Origin of the sequence: Gordonia sp. UBA7599 (genome assembly GCA_002477755.1) — a bacterium.
Taxonomy (GTDB): Bacteria; Actinomycetota; Actinomycetes; order Mycobacteriales; family Mycobacteriaceae; genus Gordonia.
Window position 1 is genome coordinate 20,002 of sequence record DLKD01000143.1, and the last position, 14,039, is coordinate 34,040.

The window sequence follows — 14,039 nt, forward strand, 5'->3', positions numbered from 1 at the left end:
GTCTCTGTAGCGTTTCGCCGGGTCAGTACGCGAACGACAATTGCTTGTCGTCGTCGGAGTTCTCGAGTACCTGCTCGTCGTGGCCGGGTGCCGCGGGTCCCTCCCGGATGTAGCGACGCTGCAGCGCGAACCACACGACGCCGAGAGCGCCGTAGAGCAGCGTGAACACGATGAGCGATCCCAGCACCAGGCCGGCCGAGTTGTTGGACACACCGTGCTGCACCAGCATCGAGACGCGCAGCGGGTCGAGGTCGTCGACCCAGTTCGGTGCTACCACCCACGGCTGGCGGCCCATCTCGGTGAAGATCCACCCCGACGCGTTGGCGAGGAACGGGGTCGGCAGGAGCCACAGCGCGAGCAGTCCGAAGCGCCGCGATGTCACCACCTGCTTGCGCCTGGTCAGCCACAGCCCCCCGAGGGCGATGATCACCGAGCCCAAGGCCCACGTGATCATCGCGCGGAACGACCAGTACGTGACGAACAGGTTGGGCGCGAAGTTTTGCCCGGCGTAGGCCGGGTTTCCGGCGAACGCCGTGGTGTACTCCTCCTGCAGCTCCTTGACACCCCTGATCTCGGTGTCGAACCGGTGGTCGGCGAGGAAGGAGAGCATGCCCGGCACCGCGACGACGTGCTTGATGTTGTCGCAATTGTTCTGCCTCCCGATGGACAGGACCGAGAACGCGGCACCCTTCTCCGAAACGCAGAGCGATTCGGCCGCGGCCATCTTCATGGGCTGCTGCTTGAACATGATCTGTGCCTGCAGATCGCCGGTGAGGATCACCGCGATACCGGCGGCGATCGTCACCCACAGGGCGAATCGAGTCACCGGCCGCCACAGTTGCTTGGCATCGTCGTCGAGCGCCTCGGGAGTGGCGTCGACAAGGCTCGGCGCGGTGGTCTCCTCCACCTCGACGCCGACGGCGGCGTCGCCGCCGGCCGCAACCAGGCGCAGTTGGCGAGCCCGCCAGGAGGTGCGGGCCATCCACCAGCAACCGATGGCGCCGACGAAAGTCGCCGCGGTGAGCAGCGCACCGGCGATGACGTGCGGGAAGGCAGCGAGCGTCGTGTTGTTGGTGAGCACCGCGACGATGTTGTTCATCGCAGGGCGGTGGCGGGTGTCGTCCCACTCGACGCCCACCGGGTGCTGCATCCACGAATTGGCGGCGATGATGAAGTACGCCGACGCGTTGACGCCGAAGGCGACCATCCAGATGCACAGCAGATGGATGCGCCTACTCAACCGGCCCCAGCCGAAGACCCACAGGCCGATGAACGTCGACTCGGCGAAGAAGGCGACGAGGCCCTCCAACGCCAGCGGCGCGCCGAAGACGTCGGCCACGAACCTGCTGTACTCGCTCCAATTCATGCCGAACTGGAACTCCTGCACGATGCCGGTGGCGACGCCGAGGGCAAAGTTGATCAGGAAGAGCTTGCCGAAGAACTTGGTGGCGCGCAGCCACGCGTCGTTGCCGGTGAAATGCCACATCGTCTGCATCACCGCGATCATCGGGGCGAGCCCGATGGTCAGCGGGACCAGGATGAAGTGGTAAACGGTCGTGATCCCGAATTGCCAACGGGAAATGTCGACGACGTCCATGTGTATGCCTCATCTGCCGGGCCGGGCGCTGAATAACGGCTACTACTACATGCAATAGTAGATCGGATCCAACGTAAGTCGCACGGCAAAGCGCCACAAGGGACTCCGGTCCCCGATAGAAGTGGTCCTGCTCACGCCGGCTACGCCCGCACGACCGCCCGCATCGCCAGATCGGCAAATTGTGCCGCGGTGTCAGCACCGGCCTCGCGCAACGGCATCGGCACATCGTCGATGCGCGTGACGCGGGCCGCGACGGTCACCGAGGAGCACAGCCACACCGAATCGGCCGCCAGCAGATCGTCGGGTACGAGGGGCTCCTCCTTGCACGCCCACCCCTCCTCGTGCGCCAGCGCGAAGATCGCGGCGACCGTGGTGCCCGGCAGGATCCCCGCTTCGACCGGCGGCGTCCGTAGAACCCGGCCGGTGACCGCGACGACGGTCGATCGCGGCCCCTCCAGCACCTGCCCGTCGGCCGACGTGTAGACCACGTCGTCGAAGCCGTGGGCCCGCGCGTAACGCAAGGCAGCCATGTTCGCCGCGTAGCTCAGCGTCTTGGCGCCGATCAGCTGCCACGGGGCCCGGCCGGCGAAGTCGACGGTGTAGCCGCGGTCCAGCAGGCACACGGCGACACCGTCGGCACGTGCACGTGCGGCGTGCGGCCCCGCGTCGGTGACCATCACTAGCGCGGTCGTGGCCTCGGGGGTGTCAACGTCGGCCGGATCGGATTCCCGCCCACGGGAATAGACGAGCCGGAGCAGCCCCTCCACGTCGCCGTTAGCGTCGACCCAGGTGGCGCGTGCGTCCTCGACGGCCCTCCCCCACGTCACCGGGTCAGGGTCAGGCAGGTCCATCCGCCGCGCACCCGCGCGCATGCGCGCCAGGTGGCGCGCCACGTTGCACACCTTCCCGTCGCGGATGAGCAGTGTCTCGAAGATCCCGTCACCGCGCACCACGGCGAGATCGTCGGCGTGGATGAGAGGCACAGCGGGATCGCGACGCCCGTGGTGAACGTCGATCAGGACAGGGGTGGCCATGGCGCAAGGCTATCGTGGAGTCGTGGAATCCTCGGTCATCCTCACCAGCCATCTCGACGCGAACACCGTCGGCGCAGTGGCTGAGCCGGACGGCGTCTACGGCCATGGACCCGGCTCCCGACGGGTGGCCTGGCACTACGGCGATCCGCTGGGCGAGCAGCGCGCCGCGACGACCGGGGCGATCATCGTCGACCGCTCCGACCGCTCCGTGTTGGAGATCTCCGGCGACGAGCGCCTGACCTGGCTGCACACCATCTCCAGCCAATTCGTCTCGGACCTACCCGACCGCCGTAGCGCCGAGAACCTGTCGCTGGACCTCAATGGCCGCATCGTCGACCATTTCGTCCTCACCGACATCGACGAGGTGACCTGGGTGGACACCCCGGGACCGCGCGGACCGGAGCTGGTCGACTTCCTCACCAAGATGGTCTTCTGGGCCAAAGCTGAGCCGGTGGCGCGCCCGGACATGTGCGTGTTGACACTCGTCGGCCCCGCCGCCACCGACGGACCGATCGCGGAGCTGCTCGAAATCCCTTCCGGTGCCGCCGTTTACGACGCCGGCGACCTTCCCGAGCTCCATCACGACGACGAGCCGCTCGGCTTCTGGCGGATCATGCCGCCGATCGGCGAGAGCCGCGACCTGCCCGTCGTCGACCTTGTCCTTCCGGAGACCGAAGCGCAGCAGCGCTGGCACGCCCTCATCGAAGCCGGGGCGACGATGGCCGGGTCGTGGGCCTATCACGCGCACCGGATCGCGGCGCGTCGACCGCTCGTCGCCGTCGACACCGACGACCGCACGATCCCGCACGAGGTCCACTGGATCGGGTCGCCCGCGGAGCAGGGCGCCGTCCACCTCGACAAGGGCTGCTACCGCGGCCAGGAGACGGTGGCCCGCGTACACAACCTCGGTCGGTCACCGCGCCACCTCGTCCTGCTGCACCTAGATGGCAGTACCGACACGCGTCCGCGGCCGGGCGACACGGTAACGGCCGGTGGGCGGGCAGTCGGGCGCATCGGGAGCACCGTCGATCATTTCGAACTCGGCCCGATCGCCCTGGCGCTGGTCAAACGCGGTGTCGACGAGACCACCGAGCTGGCCGTCACGGTCGACGACGAGTCGGTAGCGGCGAGCGTCGACCCCGATTCCGTCGTCGCCGACACCCATCCGCAGGCCGGCCGGGAAGCCATCGACCGACTGCGCAACCGCTGAGCCGGAAACGCCGGAATCGCTGGCGGGCCCCGAAGGCCGCATTCAGCGACGGTTCAGGCTAGACTAGGTCCCACGACAGATATTCCTACTGAATCACGGGGCCGCCACTAGCGGATTGTGGCCGCCCCGGAATTGTGCGAGGGGGTCCCAAATGGGCCGCGGCCGGGCAAAAGCCAAGCAGACCAAGGTTGCACGTCAACTCAAGTACTCGACGCACCAGACGGACCTGGAGAGACTGCAGCGCGAACTCTCCGGCGACGACACCCCGCACTCGGACCCGGTGGACAATTGGGCCGACGAGGATGAATGGCGTCACGCCTGACGCATCGCGTCGGGCATCTTCCACCAGTTAGACCCCCGGGCACCTCTGCGCTTAGCGCGCGGGTGCTTAGCGGTGTTTCGCTTGCCCGTCAGACCAGCAGCAGCGGCGCTTAGAAGCGCGGGTGTTCACCGACCAGCGTCGCCACGCCGGTCTTCCCCTTGGCGGCGTCACGGCCGCCCGATTTGATGGTGCCCAGCACCCAGCTGTCGACGTGCCGCGCAGTCAGCACTGCGAGGGCACGGTCGGTGTCCTCGGGCGCGACGATCGCGACCATGCCCACCCCCATGTTGAAGGTGCGCTCCATCTCCTCGCGCGATACCCGCCCGCGCTGCGCAATCAGCGCGAAGATCGGCGCCGGGGACCAACTCGAGCGTTCCAGCTCGGCGACAACGCCGGGAGGCAGCACACGCGAGAGGTTGTCGGCGAGGCCACCACCGGTGACGTGGGCAAAAGTCCGCACCTCGGCCTCGGCGATCAGGGCCAGACAGTCGCGGGCATAGATCCGCGTCGGCTCCAGGAGTTCCTCGCCGAGGGTGCGGTCAAGCTCCTCGACGTGGCCGTTGAGGTCCATGTGGCCCCACTCCAGCAGCACCTTGCGAGCCAGCGAATAGCCGTTGGAGTGCAGGCCCGACGAGGCCATCGCGATCACGACGTCGCCAGCACGAACGCGGTCGGCCGAGAGCACCTCGTCGGCCTCCACAACGCCCACCCCGGTCGCGGAGATGTCGTAGTGGCCGTCGGCCATGAGTCCGGGGTGTTCGGCGGTCTCCCCGCCCAGCAGCGCGCATCCCGCATCGACGCATCCGTCGGCGATGCCCTTGACGATCTCGGCGACGATCTCCGGCACGACCTTGCCGATGGCGATGTAGTCCTGCAGGAAAAGCGGTTCGGCACCGCAGACCACGAGGTCGTCGACGACCATGGCGACGAGGTCGCGACCGACGGTGTCGTGGCGGCCCATCGCTTGCGCGACGGCCAGCTTGGTGCCGACGCCGTCGCTGGACGAGGCCAGCAGCGGCTCGCGGTAGTCGCCCTTGAGCGCGAATAGTCCGGCGAAGCCGCCGATACCGCCGACGACCTCGGGGCGCGTGGCCCGCTTGGCGTGCGGGGCGAGGAGCTCCACGGCGCGTTCCCCGGCATCGATGTCGACGCCCGCGGCCGCGTAGGACGCGTTCTCCGGGGGCAAACCGCCCGAGTCGCGTGTGGACATGGCGAAACTCCTGAGGAAGGAAGGGGGGACGACTGCTTACGCTACCCGACGCGGCGAGGTGGGACTCATCGCGCTGGCGCGCTAGGGGCGCATCACGGCGCTGACGTTGTCATTGGCCGCGGTGAGTGGATCGACGCCCGGGGCGCCGCGCAGCGACTCGAGCACCGCTTTGCCCATCGCCGTCTCGCTGGGCAAGGCGATCGGGTAGTTGCCGTCGAAGCACGCCTTGCACAGCTGCGACGACGGCTGCTCGGTGGCGGCGACCATCTCGTCGATGGAGATGTAACCGAGGCTGTCGGCACCGATCGCCTGCCGTACACCGTCGACCATCGCGGCCGGCTCGTCGGCGTCCATGCCGTTGGCGATCAGCTCGGCCGGTGAGGCGAAGTCGATGCCGTAGAAGCACGGCCAGCGGACCGGCGACGAGGCGATGCGCACGTGGACCTCGGCAGCGCCCGCCTCACGCAGCATGCGGATCAGTGCGCGCTGGGTGTTGCCGCGGACGATCGAGTCGTCGACGACGACGAGCCGCTTGCCCCGGATCACCTCGCGCAGCGGGTTGAGCTTGAGGCGGATGCCCAGCTGGCGGATGGTCTGCGACGGTTGGATGAACGTGCGCCCGACGTAGGCGTTCTTCATCAGGCCCTGCCCGTAGGGGATGCCCGACTCTTGGGCGAAACCGACGGCGGCCGGGGTCCCCGACTCCGGCACCGGGATGACCAGATCACCGTCGACGGGGTGCTCGCGGGCCAGACGACGGCCGATCTCTACGCGCGCCGAGTTCACCGTGCGGCCGTTGATCACGCTGTCGGGGCGCGCGAGGTAGACATACTCGAAGATGCAGCCCTTGGGCGTGGGTGCGGCGAAGTGGCTGGTGCGCACGCCGTCGGCGTCGATGGCGAGGAGTTCGCCGGGCTCGATGTCGCGGACGAAGGACGCGCCGACGATGTCGAAGGCCGCGGTCTCCGATGCGACGACCCACCCGCGGTCCAGACGGCCCAACGACAACGGTCGGATACCGTGCGGATCGCGCGCCGCGTACAGGGTGTTCTCGTCCATGAACGTCAGGCAGAACGCTCCCTCGAGCTCGGGGAGCAGGTCGAGGGCCGCTTGTTCGAGGGTCTTGTCGGCGGCGCCGTACGCGAGGAGCGCGCCCACGAGGTCGGAGTCCGACGTGGCGCCGCCGCTACTGTCCAAGCCCAGCTCGTGGGCGCGTGCCGCCAGTGCCGCAGTGTTCACCAGGTTGCCGTTGTGCCCCAGGGCGACGCCGCTGCCGGCCGCGGTCGTGCGGAAGATCGGCTGGGAGTTCTCCCAGGTCGTGCTTCCCGTCGTGGAGTACCGGCAGTGGCCGATCGCGACGTGGCCGACCATCGACGCCATCGTCTGCTCGTCGAAGACCTGGCTCACCAAGCCGAGGTCCTTGAAGACGATGACCTGGGCGCCGTCGCCGACGGCGATGCCCGCGGCTTCCTGGCCGCGGTGCTGCAGGGCATAGAGCCCGTAGTAGCTGAGCTTGGCGACGTCCTCACCGGGTGCCCAAACGCCGAATACGCCGCATTCTTCGCGGGGCTCGTTGTCGGGCTGATCGACCGGTGCGGGGTTCGACGGCGCGCACGACGACACCGGGGAGGGGTCGTCGGGGAGGAGGTTGGGCGAATTGATCGACAAATCGGTCACTCGTCGCTCCGGGGAGTCGAAGTTGAGGGCTGACCCCCATTCTACGTGCCAGTAGCGGTTCTCAGCGAATTCTAGAGCGGCACGATCGGTAGGAAATGGGCCACATCACCCGCGCGCGAACCGGAGACGTCGACCTCACCGGCGGCCACCGCCTCGTCAAAGGAGACCACCCCGGCGGCCAGGCGCAGCCACGTCCGCGCCGTCGTTTCGACGACGTTGGGCGGCGTGCCCCGTGTGTGCCGGGGGCCCTCGATGCACTGCACGGCGACGAAGGGCGGGACGCGGACCTCCACCGAGGAACCGGGGGCGATCTGCGGCAAGGTCCGTGCGGTCAGGCGCACAGCGGCCGCGACTGCGGGCCGCGCGGGCGGCGGCACGTCGTCGTCGCGGATCCAATCGGCGACCGCCACCACCGCGGCGCGACACGCCGCCGGGTCGGCTGCCGGCCTCATCGGACGCGGGGCCGTTCGACCCACCGCTTGGTCGACGACGAGAGCGTCAGACCGGCGATGAGCGCGGCGGGCACCACGACCGTTGCGAACAGGAAGGCCAGGACGATGCCCACACCCCACGCGATGACCGGCGACCAGTCGCCATCGGGGGCGGTCGACCTCGACGACGATTCGACCGCGTCCGCCGCGTACACCACCAGGATGATGGATCCGACCACCACGGCCGTGATGAGGACGACGCACCCGGCGACGACCATCCACCGCCCGGCGGTGACGCCGGCCAACATCATCGTCGCACCGGCACCGAGTAGCACGAGAGTGGCGACTTCGACGGCGACCACCGCGAACCAGAACGGCCCGGCGTCGTAGTGCGATGGCAGCGGCACGGTGTAGATGAGCCCGATCCCGGCCGCGCCCACCGCCGCGTAGGCGAGCACCACCGCCGTGATCGCAGTGCCCGCAGATGGCTGTCGCGCCACGGGCGGGTATTGCGGCGGGTACGGGTACGACGGGTAGGTCACGGGCCCATTGTGCCCCGACGGGCCCCGCATGGGGCGGTCGTCAGCCGGGTTGGGTACCGGCGACCAGACCGCGACCGGTGATCGGCGGCAGGTCGAGCGCGGTGACCAGGCCAGGTTCGGCGGCGACGACCGCCGGAACCGAATTGACCAGCCGCATCGCCGTGACGACCATGCCGGAGATGTTGTGGTCGCCGTTCTCCCCGTGGTGGCCGAACTCGACGTTGAGCACCGGGTCGCCGGTGATGTCGATGCGGTAGCAGCCATCGCCGTTGGTCGGCTTGGGCCAGTCGGGGCACTGATCGGGGTGATTGCGCGTGTAGTGCTCAAGCACGATGCGATCCACGCCGCCGACCTGTCCGACGACCTCGAAGTGCAGCGCGGCGCGGGTCCCCTCCGGGATCATCCCGGAGACGGTTTCCAAGTCTCGGTCGGCGGCGACTTCCTCGATCCGCTCGATGAGGGGCTCGTCGAGGACGACGTCGAGACCGGCGGCGATCTGGCGGACCACCGATCCCCACGCCATCGACAGGACACCGGGGTTGAGCAGCACCGGCCGCTCGTCCATGGGCTGACCGAAGCCGAAGATCTGGCTGTTCACGACCGGTTGGTAGTAGGTCGAGTAATCGGCGATCTCGGCAACGCGAACCTCGTCGATGCGCCGCGACAGGCTGGTCATGGCCAGCGGCAGGACATCGTTGGCGAAGCCGGGGTCGATTCCGTTGACGTGCAGGGTGGCGCCGCCTTCTTTCGCGGCCGCGATGATCGGGTCGGTCACCGCTGCGGGCACTACGCCGAACGGGTACTGCAGCAGGACCGGGCCCGAGGAGACGACGTTGACGCCGGCGCGGACGAACTCGGTGAGGTCGCCGATCGCCTCGAAGATCCGATCGTCGGTCATCGCGGTGTGGACGATGGCGTCGGGCTTGAGGTCGAGCAGCGCTTGCTTGTCGTTGGTCGCCACGACTCCCAAGTCGCGGTCCAGACCGGCCAGGCGCCCGGCGTCCTTCCCGACCTTGGCCGGATCAGACACCCACACCCCGACCAGTTCCAGGTCCGGGTGGCGGTCGATTCCCTCGATGGCGTGTCGGCCGACGGTGCCGGTCGACCATTCGACGACGCGAAGAGTCATACCCTTCAGACTAGAACACGTTCCAGTTATTCAGACGGCAAGCGAGTCGAACGGTGCGACGGGAATATTGCGGACGACGAACCAAACGACGACCACGACGAGCACGACAACCGCCGAATACCGCCCGTGTTGCCAGGTCCGCCACCGCCGCCCGGTCCACACCCTGGCGCAGTAGGCGGCAAAGGACCACGCCAGCAGCACGACGGCGACCAGGCCGACGGCGTTGTAATGCAATGCCCCGGCGATGTCGCCATGCATCAAGGAGTACAGCATCCGCATGGTGCCGCACCCGGGGCAGACGATGCCCAGCAGCGTCTTGGTCGGGCACGCTGGCAGGTGGCCGTCGGGATTGGTCGGATCACCGAACCAGATGAGCGCCCCCACGGCTGCGGTACCGGCGAGGACCGCAGCCGGTCCGACCACTGGGTTCGAGCCGAACCGCTCAAGCGCCCCGATCATTCGGTCGGTGCGGTCGGGGGCCCGCTGCACCACGGGCATCGCTCAGTACGTGGGGTACGTCGGCGAGGTGTAGGTGTAGCTGTAGCGCGGCGTGTAGGTGTACGTCGAGGTCGACGCCGCACCGATGACGCCCGCCATCAGCAAGACGGCGACGACGACCCAGATCAGCGACCACACGATGCCGGCGATGAGGCCCCACATCGACCAGCGCTTGGCCTCGTCGGCCGCGGCCTGGGCACCGGCGAAATCGCCTGCGGCCCACAGCTTGTCAACCGAGTTCGCCTTGATGATCGCGACGATGCCCAGCGGCAGGCAGCACAGCACGGTGGTGACGATCGCCCACACCAGGTTGTTGTCCGGCTTGCCGGCCAGCGGGTAGCCGCCCGCCGCGGGGTAGCCGGGGGCGCCGTATCCCGGGGCCCCGTAGGCCGGCTGTCCGTAGGCGGGCTGTCCGTAGCCGGGCTGGGCGTACTGTCCCGCGTCGGGCTGGGTGTATCCGGGCTGGCCGTAGGGCTGCTGTCCGGGTGCGGGCTGGCCGTAGGCCGGTTGTCCGGGATCGGGCTGGCCGTAACCGCCGGGGACCGCGTTGGGGTCATAGGGATTGGTCATCGTGGCGCTCCATCTCGCAGGTCATCGCAAACGCAATGCCGTGAGGGTACTAGACCTGTGGAAGTGCCGCGCGGCCGGAACCAGCGCGAACCCAGCCCGGGTCCACCCTCAGACCGAATGCAGTCCTTCGCCGAACAAGGCGGGCAGCGTCGCACCGTGCACCTGCCGCAACTCCGACAGCGGGATGGAGAACTGGTCCTGCACGCTCACATCGTCAGCGCCCTGGTCGACGACGCCGATGCGCGTCCACGGCTGCGAGCGCGCGTCGAGCATTGAGCAGAACCGCGACTCCTCGGTGCGCGGCACCGACACCAGCACCCGTCCGGCGGACTCGGAGAACAGCCACACGAAGGGGTCCGCACCGTCGGGCAGGATGATCCGGCAACCGGTCTCGCCCGCAAGCGCCGATTCGACCACGGCCTGGATGAGGCCACCCTCGGACAGGTCGTGAGCGGCGGAGACGAGGCCGTCTCGTGACGCGGCGACGAGGATCTGGCCCAGCAACCGCTCCGCCTCCAGGTCCACCACGGGCGGCACTCCGCCGAGGTGGTCGCCGGTGACCTGTGCCCAGATCGAACCGTCGAACTCGTCGCGCGTCTCCCCGAGGAGGATCAGCGTCTCCCCCGGTTCGGTGCCGAATCCGGTGGGGATACGGCGCTTCACGTCGTCGATGACGCCGAGCACCCCGACGACCGGTGTCGGCAGGATCGGCGTCGAACCGGTTTGGTTGTAGAAGCTCACGTTACCGCCGGTCACCGGGATGCCCAGCTGCGCGCATCCGTCGGCCAACCCGCGCACGGCCTGGCTGAACTGCCACATCACCGCCGGGTTCTCCGGGGACCCGAAGTTCAGGCAGTTGGTAACCGCCACCGGCGCCGCGCCCGACACCGATACGTTGCGGTACGCCTCGGCCAGCGCGAGCTGCGCACCGCGGTACGGATCGAGGAAGGTGTATCGACCCGAGGCATCGGTGGCCAGCGCGATCCCGCGGCCGGTCTCCTCGTCGATCCGGATCATGCCCGAGTCGGCGTGCTCGGCGAGCACGGTGTTGCCGCGCACATAGCGGTCGTACTGCTCGGTGATGAACGCGCGGCTGCACAGCGCAGGCGAGGAGATCATCGCCAGGGTCGTCGCGCGCAGTTCGTCGGGCGTCGACGGCCGATTCAGCGACGCGCTGGTGTCGGCGATAACGTCGTCCTGCCACTCCGGGCGCTCGAGCGGGCGCTCGTAGACCGGGCCCTGATGGGCGACGGTGCGCGGCGGAACGTCGACGACGGTCTGCCCGTGCCAGTCGATGACGAGGTGCTCACCGTCGGTGACCTCGCCGATCACCGTCGCGAGCACATCCCAGCGGCGGCACACGGCCATGAACTTCTCGACGTTTTCCGGTGCCACGACCGCGCACATGCGCTCCTGCGACTCGCTGGAGAGCACCTCGGCCGGGGTCATCCCCTGCGCGCGCATCGGCACCTTCTCCAGGTCGATGTGCATACCGCCGTCACCGGCGGCGGCCAGCTCCGACGTCGCGCACGAGAGGCCGGCGCCGCCGAGGTCCTGGATCCCGACGACAAGGTCCTCGCGGTACAGGTCCAGGCAGCACTCGATGAGGACCTTCTCGGTGAACGGGTCACCGACCTGCACCGACGGAAGCTTCTTGCGGCTGGGGCCGTCTCCACCGTCGTCGTCGAACGTCTCCGACGCCAAGACCGAGACACCGCCGATTCCGTCGAGACCGGTGCGCGCGCCGAACAGGATGATCTGGTTGCCCGCGCCGGACGCGAAGGCCAGCTTCAGGTCCTCGGTGCGCAGCACACCCGCACACAGGGCGTTGACCAGCGGGTTGCCGGCGTAGCTCGCGTCGAAGACGGTCTCACCGCCGATGTTGGGCAGGCCCAGGGAGTTGCCGTAGCCGCCAACGCCGCGCACCACACCGTCGACGACGCGCCGCGTGTCGGGGGCGTCGGCCGCGCCGAAGCGCAGCTGGTCCATCACCGCGATCGGGCGGGCGCCCATCGCCATGATGTCGCGGACGATGCCGCCGACGCCGGTCGCCGCACCCTGGTACGGCTCGACGTAGGACGGGTGGTTGTGCGACTCGACCTTGAACGTCACCGCCCAGCCGTCACCGATGTCGACGACCCCGGCGTTCTCGCCGATGCCCGCGAGCATCTTGGAGCGCATCTCCTCGGTGGTGGTCTCGCCGAAGTAGCGCAGGTGCACCTTCGAGGACTTGTAGCTGCAGTGCTCCGACCACATCACCGAGTACATGGCCAGCTCGGCGTCGGTGGGGCGGCGCCCGAGGATCTCGCGGATCCGCGCGTACTCGTCGTCCTTCAACCCGAGCTCGGTGAAAGGCTGGGGATGATCGGGGGTCTGCTCGGCATTCGACACTGTGTCGACGTGGGAGGTCACGCGCACAAGTCTAGGCGAGTCCGTTCCGCCCGCATTTCGAGCGCCGAGATCAGTTCCCACCCTCGGAACCGCCGGACCCTTCGGCGCCGAACCACAGCTGCCTGATGCGTTCATAGGTTCCGTCCTCGCGCATCGAGAGCAGCGCGGCGTCGACCTGTCGGCGCAGGTCGCTTCCTTCCTTGAACGCGAAGCCGTAGTCCTCGGCGGCGAAAATCGGTCCGGACATCTGCGCGATCCCCTTCCCCGCATGGGCTACGTAGTACTGCAGCACCGGGGCATCGAAGACGACGGCGTCGTATCCCTCGCGGATGGCTCGCAGCGCACCGTCGACGGAGTCCATCTCGGTCGCCTTGATTCCCCGTTCCTTGAGGAAGGCCGCCGACGTGGTGTGGGCGACGGTGGCCACCTTGTTCCCGACGAGGTCGCCGGGCCCGGAGATCTTGGAGTCGAAGCGCTCGACGGTGAGATTCGCCGTGAGGTTGGCGGTGTAGAAGGCCACGAAGATCACGCCGACGAACGCCCACAACAGGAACAGGCCGCGGGTGAGCCAGTGTTGCGGCGCATCATCGCCCGCCGCGATCAACGAACCAAGCATGGCTCCGAGCGCCTGCACGATCCCGGGGAAGTACGACCGCGAGATCTTCGACTCCGGGTGTCGACGCTCGACGAACCAGTAGAAGTGCGCCGGCACCAGCGCCAACACGAGTGCCGAGGCCAACCAGACCAGCATCGTCTTGGACAGCAGCAGGTCGAGGAATCCGCGCAGGCCCGGTGTGGTCGGGCCCTGTTTTCCGGCGGGCACCATGATCTGCATGCCCGCGTTGAGGATCGGCTGGCTGAAGTCGTACCGGGCGGTGCGCTCGGAGGTGATCGAGATCGCGCCAGCCCCGACGTCGGCGGCGCCGCTGGTCACACCGGCGAGCTGATCCTTCACACTGTCCACGTCGCGATAGGTGGTAGTCCACCCCGACCGCTGCGCGATCTCATCCCAGAGGTCGACGGTGAATCCGGTGCGGTGGCTGCCCTCGACCATGACGAACGGTGCCAGCGGGTGGGTGATCACCGTGATGTTCCGGGGCTCGGCGTGCGCCACCGGCTGGCCCGCCGGTGCCCCGACCATCATCCCGAGGAGGAACAGGACCAAGCTCAGGGCCCGTAAACGTGGGTGCACGCAGTGAAGAATATCCGCCAGCGACGAGTTTCCGGTGCTTAAGAGCCGATCGCCGCAGCGGCATCACCAGCGGTTAAGCCTGGATCGCGGCAATGATCCGATCGGCCAAGTCCGGCCGGCACACGATCAGGTCGGGAAGAAAGGTGTCGCGCTGGTTGTAGCGCAGCGGCGAGCCGTCGATGCGGCTGCACCACAGGCCCTTGGCCTGCGCCAGGCTCTCGGCCACCACGGCGTCG

The 14,039-nt window shown here is 68.4% G+C and carries 12 protein-coding genes and 2 pseudogenes; 2 read left to right on the plus strand and 12 right to left on the minus strand.

Annotated elements, in window-relative coordinates; translation table 11 throughout:
- Nucleotides 1-22: 22 nt before the first annotated feature.
- Both B4L26_RS17050 and B4L26_RS17055 read right to left on the minus strand, forming a co-directional pair.
- On the minus strand, nucleotides 23-1,597 hold the full coding sequence (locus B4L26_RS17050) for a cytochrome ubiquinol oxidase subunit I (RefSeq protein ID WP_290720755.1): 1,575 nt from the start codon (nucleotides 1,595-1,597) through the stop codon (nucleotides 23-25).
- A gap of 140 nt (nucleotides 1,598-1,737) precedes the next feature.
- Nucleotides 1,738-2,631 (minus strand): aminodeoxychorismate lyase, encoded by an 894-nt coding sequence (locus B4L26_RS17055; protein WP_290720756.1) that lies wholly within the window; start codon nucleotides 2,629-2,631, stop codon nucleotides 1,738-1,740.
- A 22-nt stretch (nucleotides 2,632-2,653) separates the two neighbouring features.
- Between B4L26_RS17055 and B4L26_RS17060 the strand changes: the two genes are divergently transcribed.
- Nucleotides 2,654-3,841, plus strand: a complete 1,188-nt coding sequence (locus tag B4L26_RS17060) for a YgfZ/GcvT domain-containing protein (RefSeq protein ID WP_290720758.1) — start codon at nucleotides 2,654-2,656, stop codon at nucleotides 3,839-3,841.
- Nucleotides 3,842-3,992: 151 nt separating this feature from the next.
- Nucleotides 3,993-4,163 (plus strand): DUF3073 domain-containing protein, encoded by a 171-nt coding sequence (locus B4L26_RS17065; protein ID WP_290720760.1) that lies wholly within the window; start codon nucleotides 3,993-3,995, stop codon nucleotides 4,161-4,163.
- Between the two features lie 109 nt (nucleotides 4,164-4,272).
- Here B4L26_RS17065 and purM read toward each other — a convergent pair whose 3' ends face one another.
- The 10 genes and pseudogenes from purM to B4L26_RS17115 all read right to left on the minus strand — a co-directional run.
- Complete coding sequence (purM, locus tag B4L26_RS17070) at nucleotides 4,273-5,373, minus strand: phosphoribosylformylglycinamidine cyclo-ligase (protein WP_290720761.1); 1,101 nt, start codon at nucleotides 5,371-5,373, stop codon at nucleotides 4,273-4,275.
- A gap of 81 nt (nucleotides 5,374-5,454) precedes the next feature.
- A complete protein-coding gene (gene purF, locus B4L26_RS17075) occupies nucleotides 5,455-7,050 on the minus strand; it encodes an amidophosphoribosyltransferase (protein WP_409563495.1) in 1,596 nt (531 codons plus the stop codon).
- 71 nt (nucleotides 7,051-7,121) lie between these two features.
- Nucleotides 7,122-7,502: a sterol carrier family protein gene (locus B4L26_RS17080; RefSeq protein ID WP_290720763.1), complete on the minus strand. Its 381-nt coding sequence runs from the start codon at nucleotides 7,500-7,502 to the stop codon at nucleotides 7,122-7,124.
- Nucleotides 7,499-8,023 (minus strand): hypothetical protein, encoded by a 525-nt coding sequence (locus B4L26_RS17085; RefSeq protein ID WP_290720764.1) that lies wholly within the window; start codon nucleotides 8,021-8,023, stop codon nucleotides 7,499-7,501. Before B4L26_RS17085 ends, B4L26_RS17080 begins: the two co-directional genes overlap by 4 nt.
- Before the next feature lie 40 nt (nucleotides 8,024-8,063).
- Nucleotides 8,064-9,152 (minus strand): diacylglycerol kinase, encoded by a 1,089-nt coding sequence (locus tag B4L26_RS17090; protein WP_290720765.1) that lies wholly within the window; start codon nucleotides 9,150-9,152, stop codon nucleotides 8,064-8,066.
- Nucleotides 9,153-9,182: 30 nt separating this feature from the next.
- On the minus strand, nucleotides 9,183-9,650 hold the full coding sequence (locus B4L26_RS17095) for a DUF2752 domain-containing protein (RefSeq protein WP_290720767.1): 468 nt from the start codon (nucleotides 9,648-9,650) through the stop codon (nucleotides 9,183-9,185).
- A gap of 3 nt (nucleotides 9,651-9,653) precedes the next feature.
- A pseudogene (locus B4L26_RS17100) lies at nucleotides 9,654-10,043 on the minus strand (CD225/dispanin family protein); the annotation flags it as partial.
- A 285-nt stretch (nucleotides 10,044-10,328) separates the two neighbouring features.
- A complete protein-coding gene (purL, locus tag B4L26_RS17105; protein WP_290720771.1) occupies nucleotides 10,329-12,632 on the minus strand; it encodes a phosphoribosylformylglycinamidine synthase subunit PurL in 2,304 nt (767 codons plus the stop codon).
- A 49-nt stretch (nucleotides 12,633-12,681) separates the two neighbouring features.
- On the minus strand, nucleotides 12,682-13,803 hold the full coding sequence (locus B4L26_RS17110; RefSeq protein ID WP_290720773.1) for a transporter substrate-binding domain-containing protein: 1,122 nt from the start codon (nucleotides 13,801-13,803) through the stop codon (nucleotides 12,682-12,684).
- A 73-nt stretch (nucleotides 13,804-13,876) separates the two neighbouring features.
- Nucleotides 13,877-14,039: pseudogene (locus tag B4L26_RS17115) on the minus strand (3'(2'),5'-bisphosphate nucleotidase CysQ); the annotation flags it as partial.

Excerpts from the sequence above, each read along its gene's own strand:
- B4L26_RS17050 (WP_290720755.1), bottom strand. The coding sequence starts at position 1,597 with ATGGACGTCGTCGACATTTCCCGTTGGCAATTCGGGATCACGACCGTT.
- B4L26_RS17055 (WP_290720756.1), bottom strand. The coding sequence starts at position 2,631 with ATGGCCACCCCTGTCCTGATCGACGTTCACCACGGGCGTCGCGATCCC.
- B4L26_RS17065 (WP_290720760.1), top strand. The coding sequence starts at position 3,993 with ATGGGCCGCGGCCGGGCAAAAGCCAAGCAGACCAAGGTTGCACGTCAA.
- purM (WP_290720761.1), bottom strand. The coding sequence starts at position 5,373 with ATGTCCACACGCGACTCGGGCGGTTTGCCCCCGGAGAACGCGTCCTAC.
- B4L26_RS17080 (WP_290720763.1), bottom strand. The coding sequence starts at position 7,502 with ATGAGGCCGGCAGCCGACCCGGCGGCGTGTCGCGCCGCGGTGGTGGCG.
- B4L26_RS17090 (WP_290720765.1), bottom strand. The coding sequence starts at position 9,152 with ATGACTCTTCGCGTCGTCGAATGGTCGACCGGCACCGTCGGCCGACAC.
- B4L26_RS17095 (WP_290720767.1), bottom strand. The coding sequence starts at position 9,650 with ATGCCCGTGGTGCAGCGGGCCCCCGACCGCACCGACCGAATGATCGGG.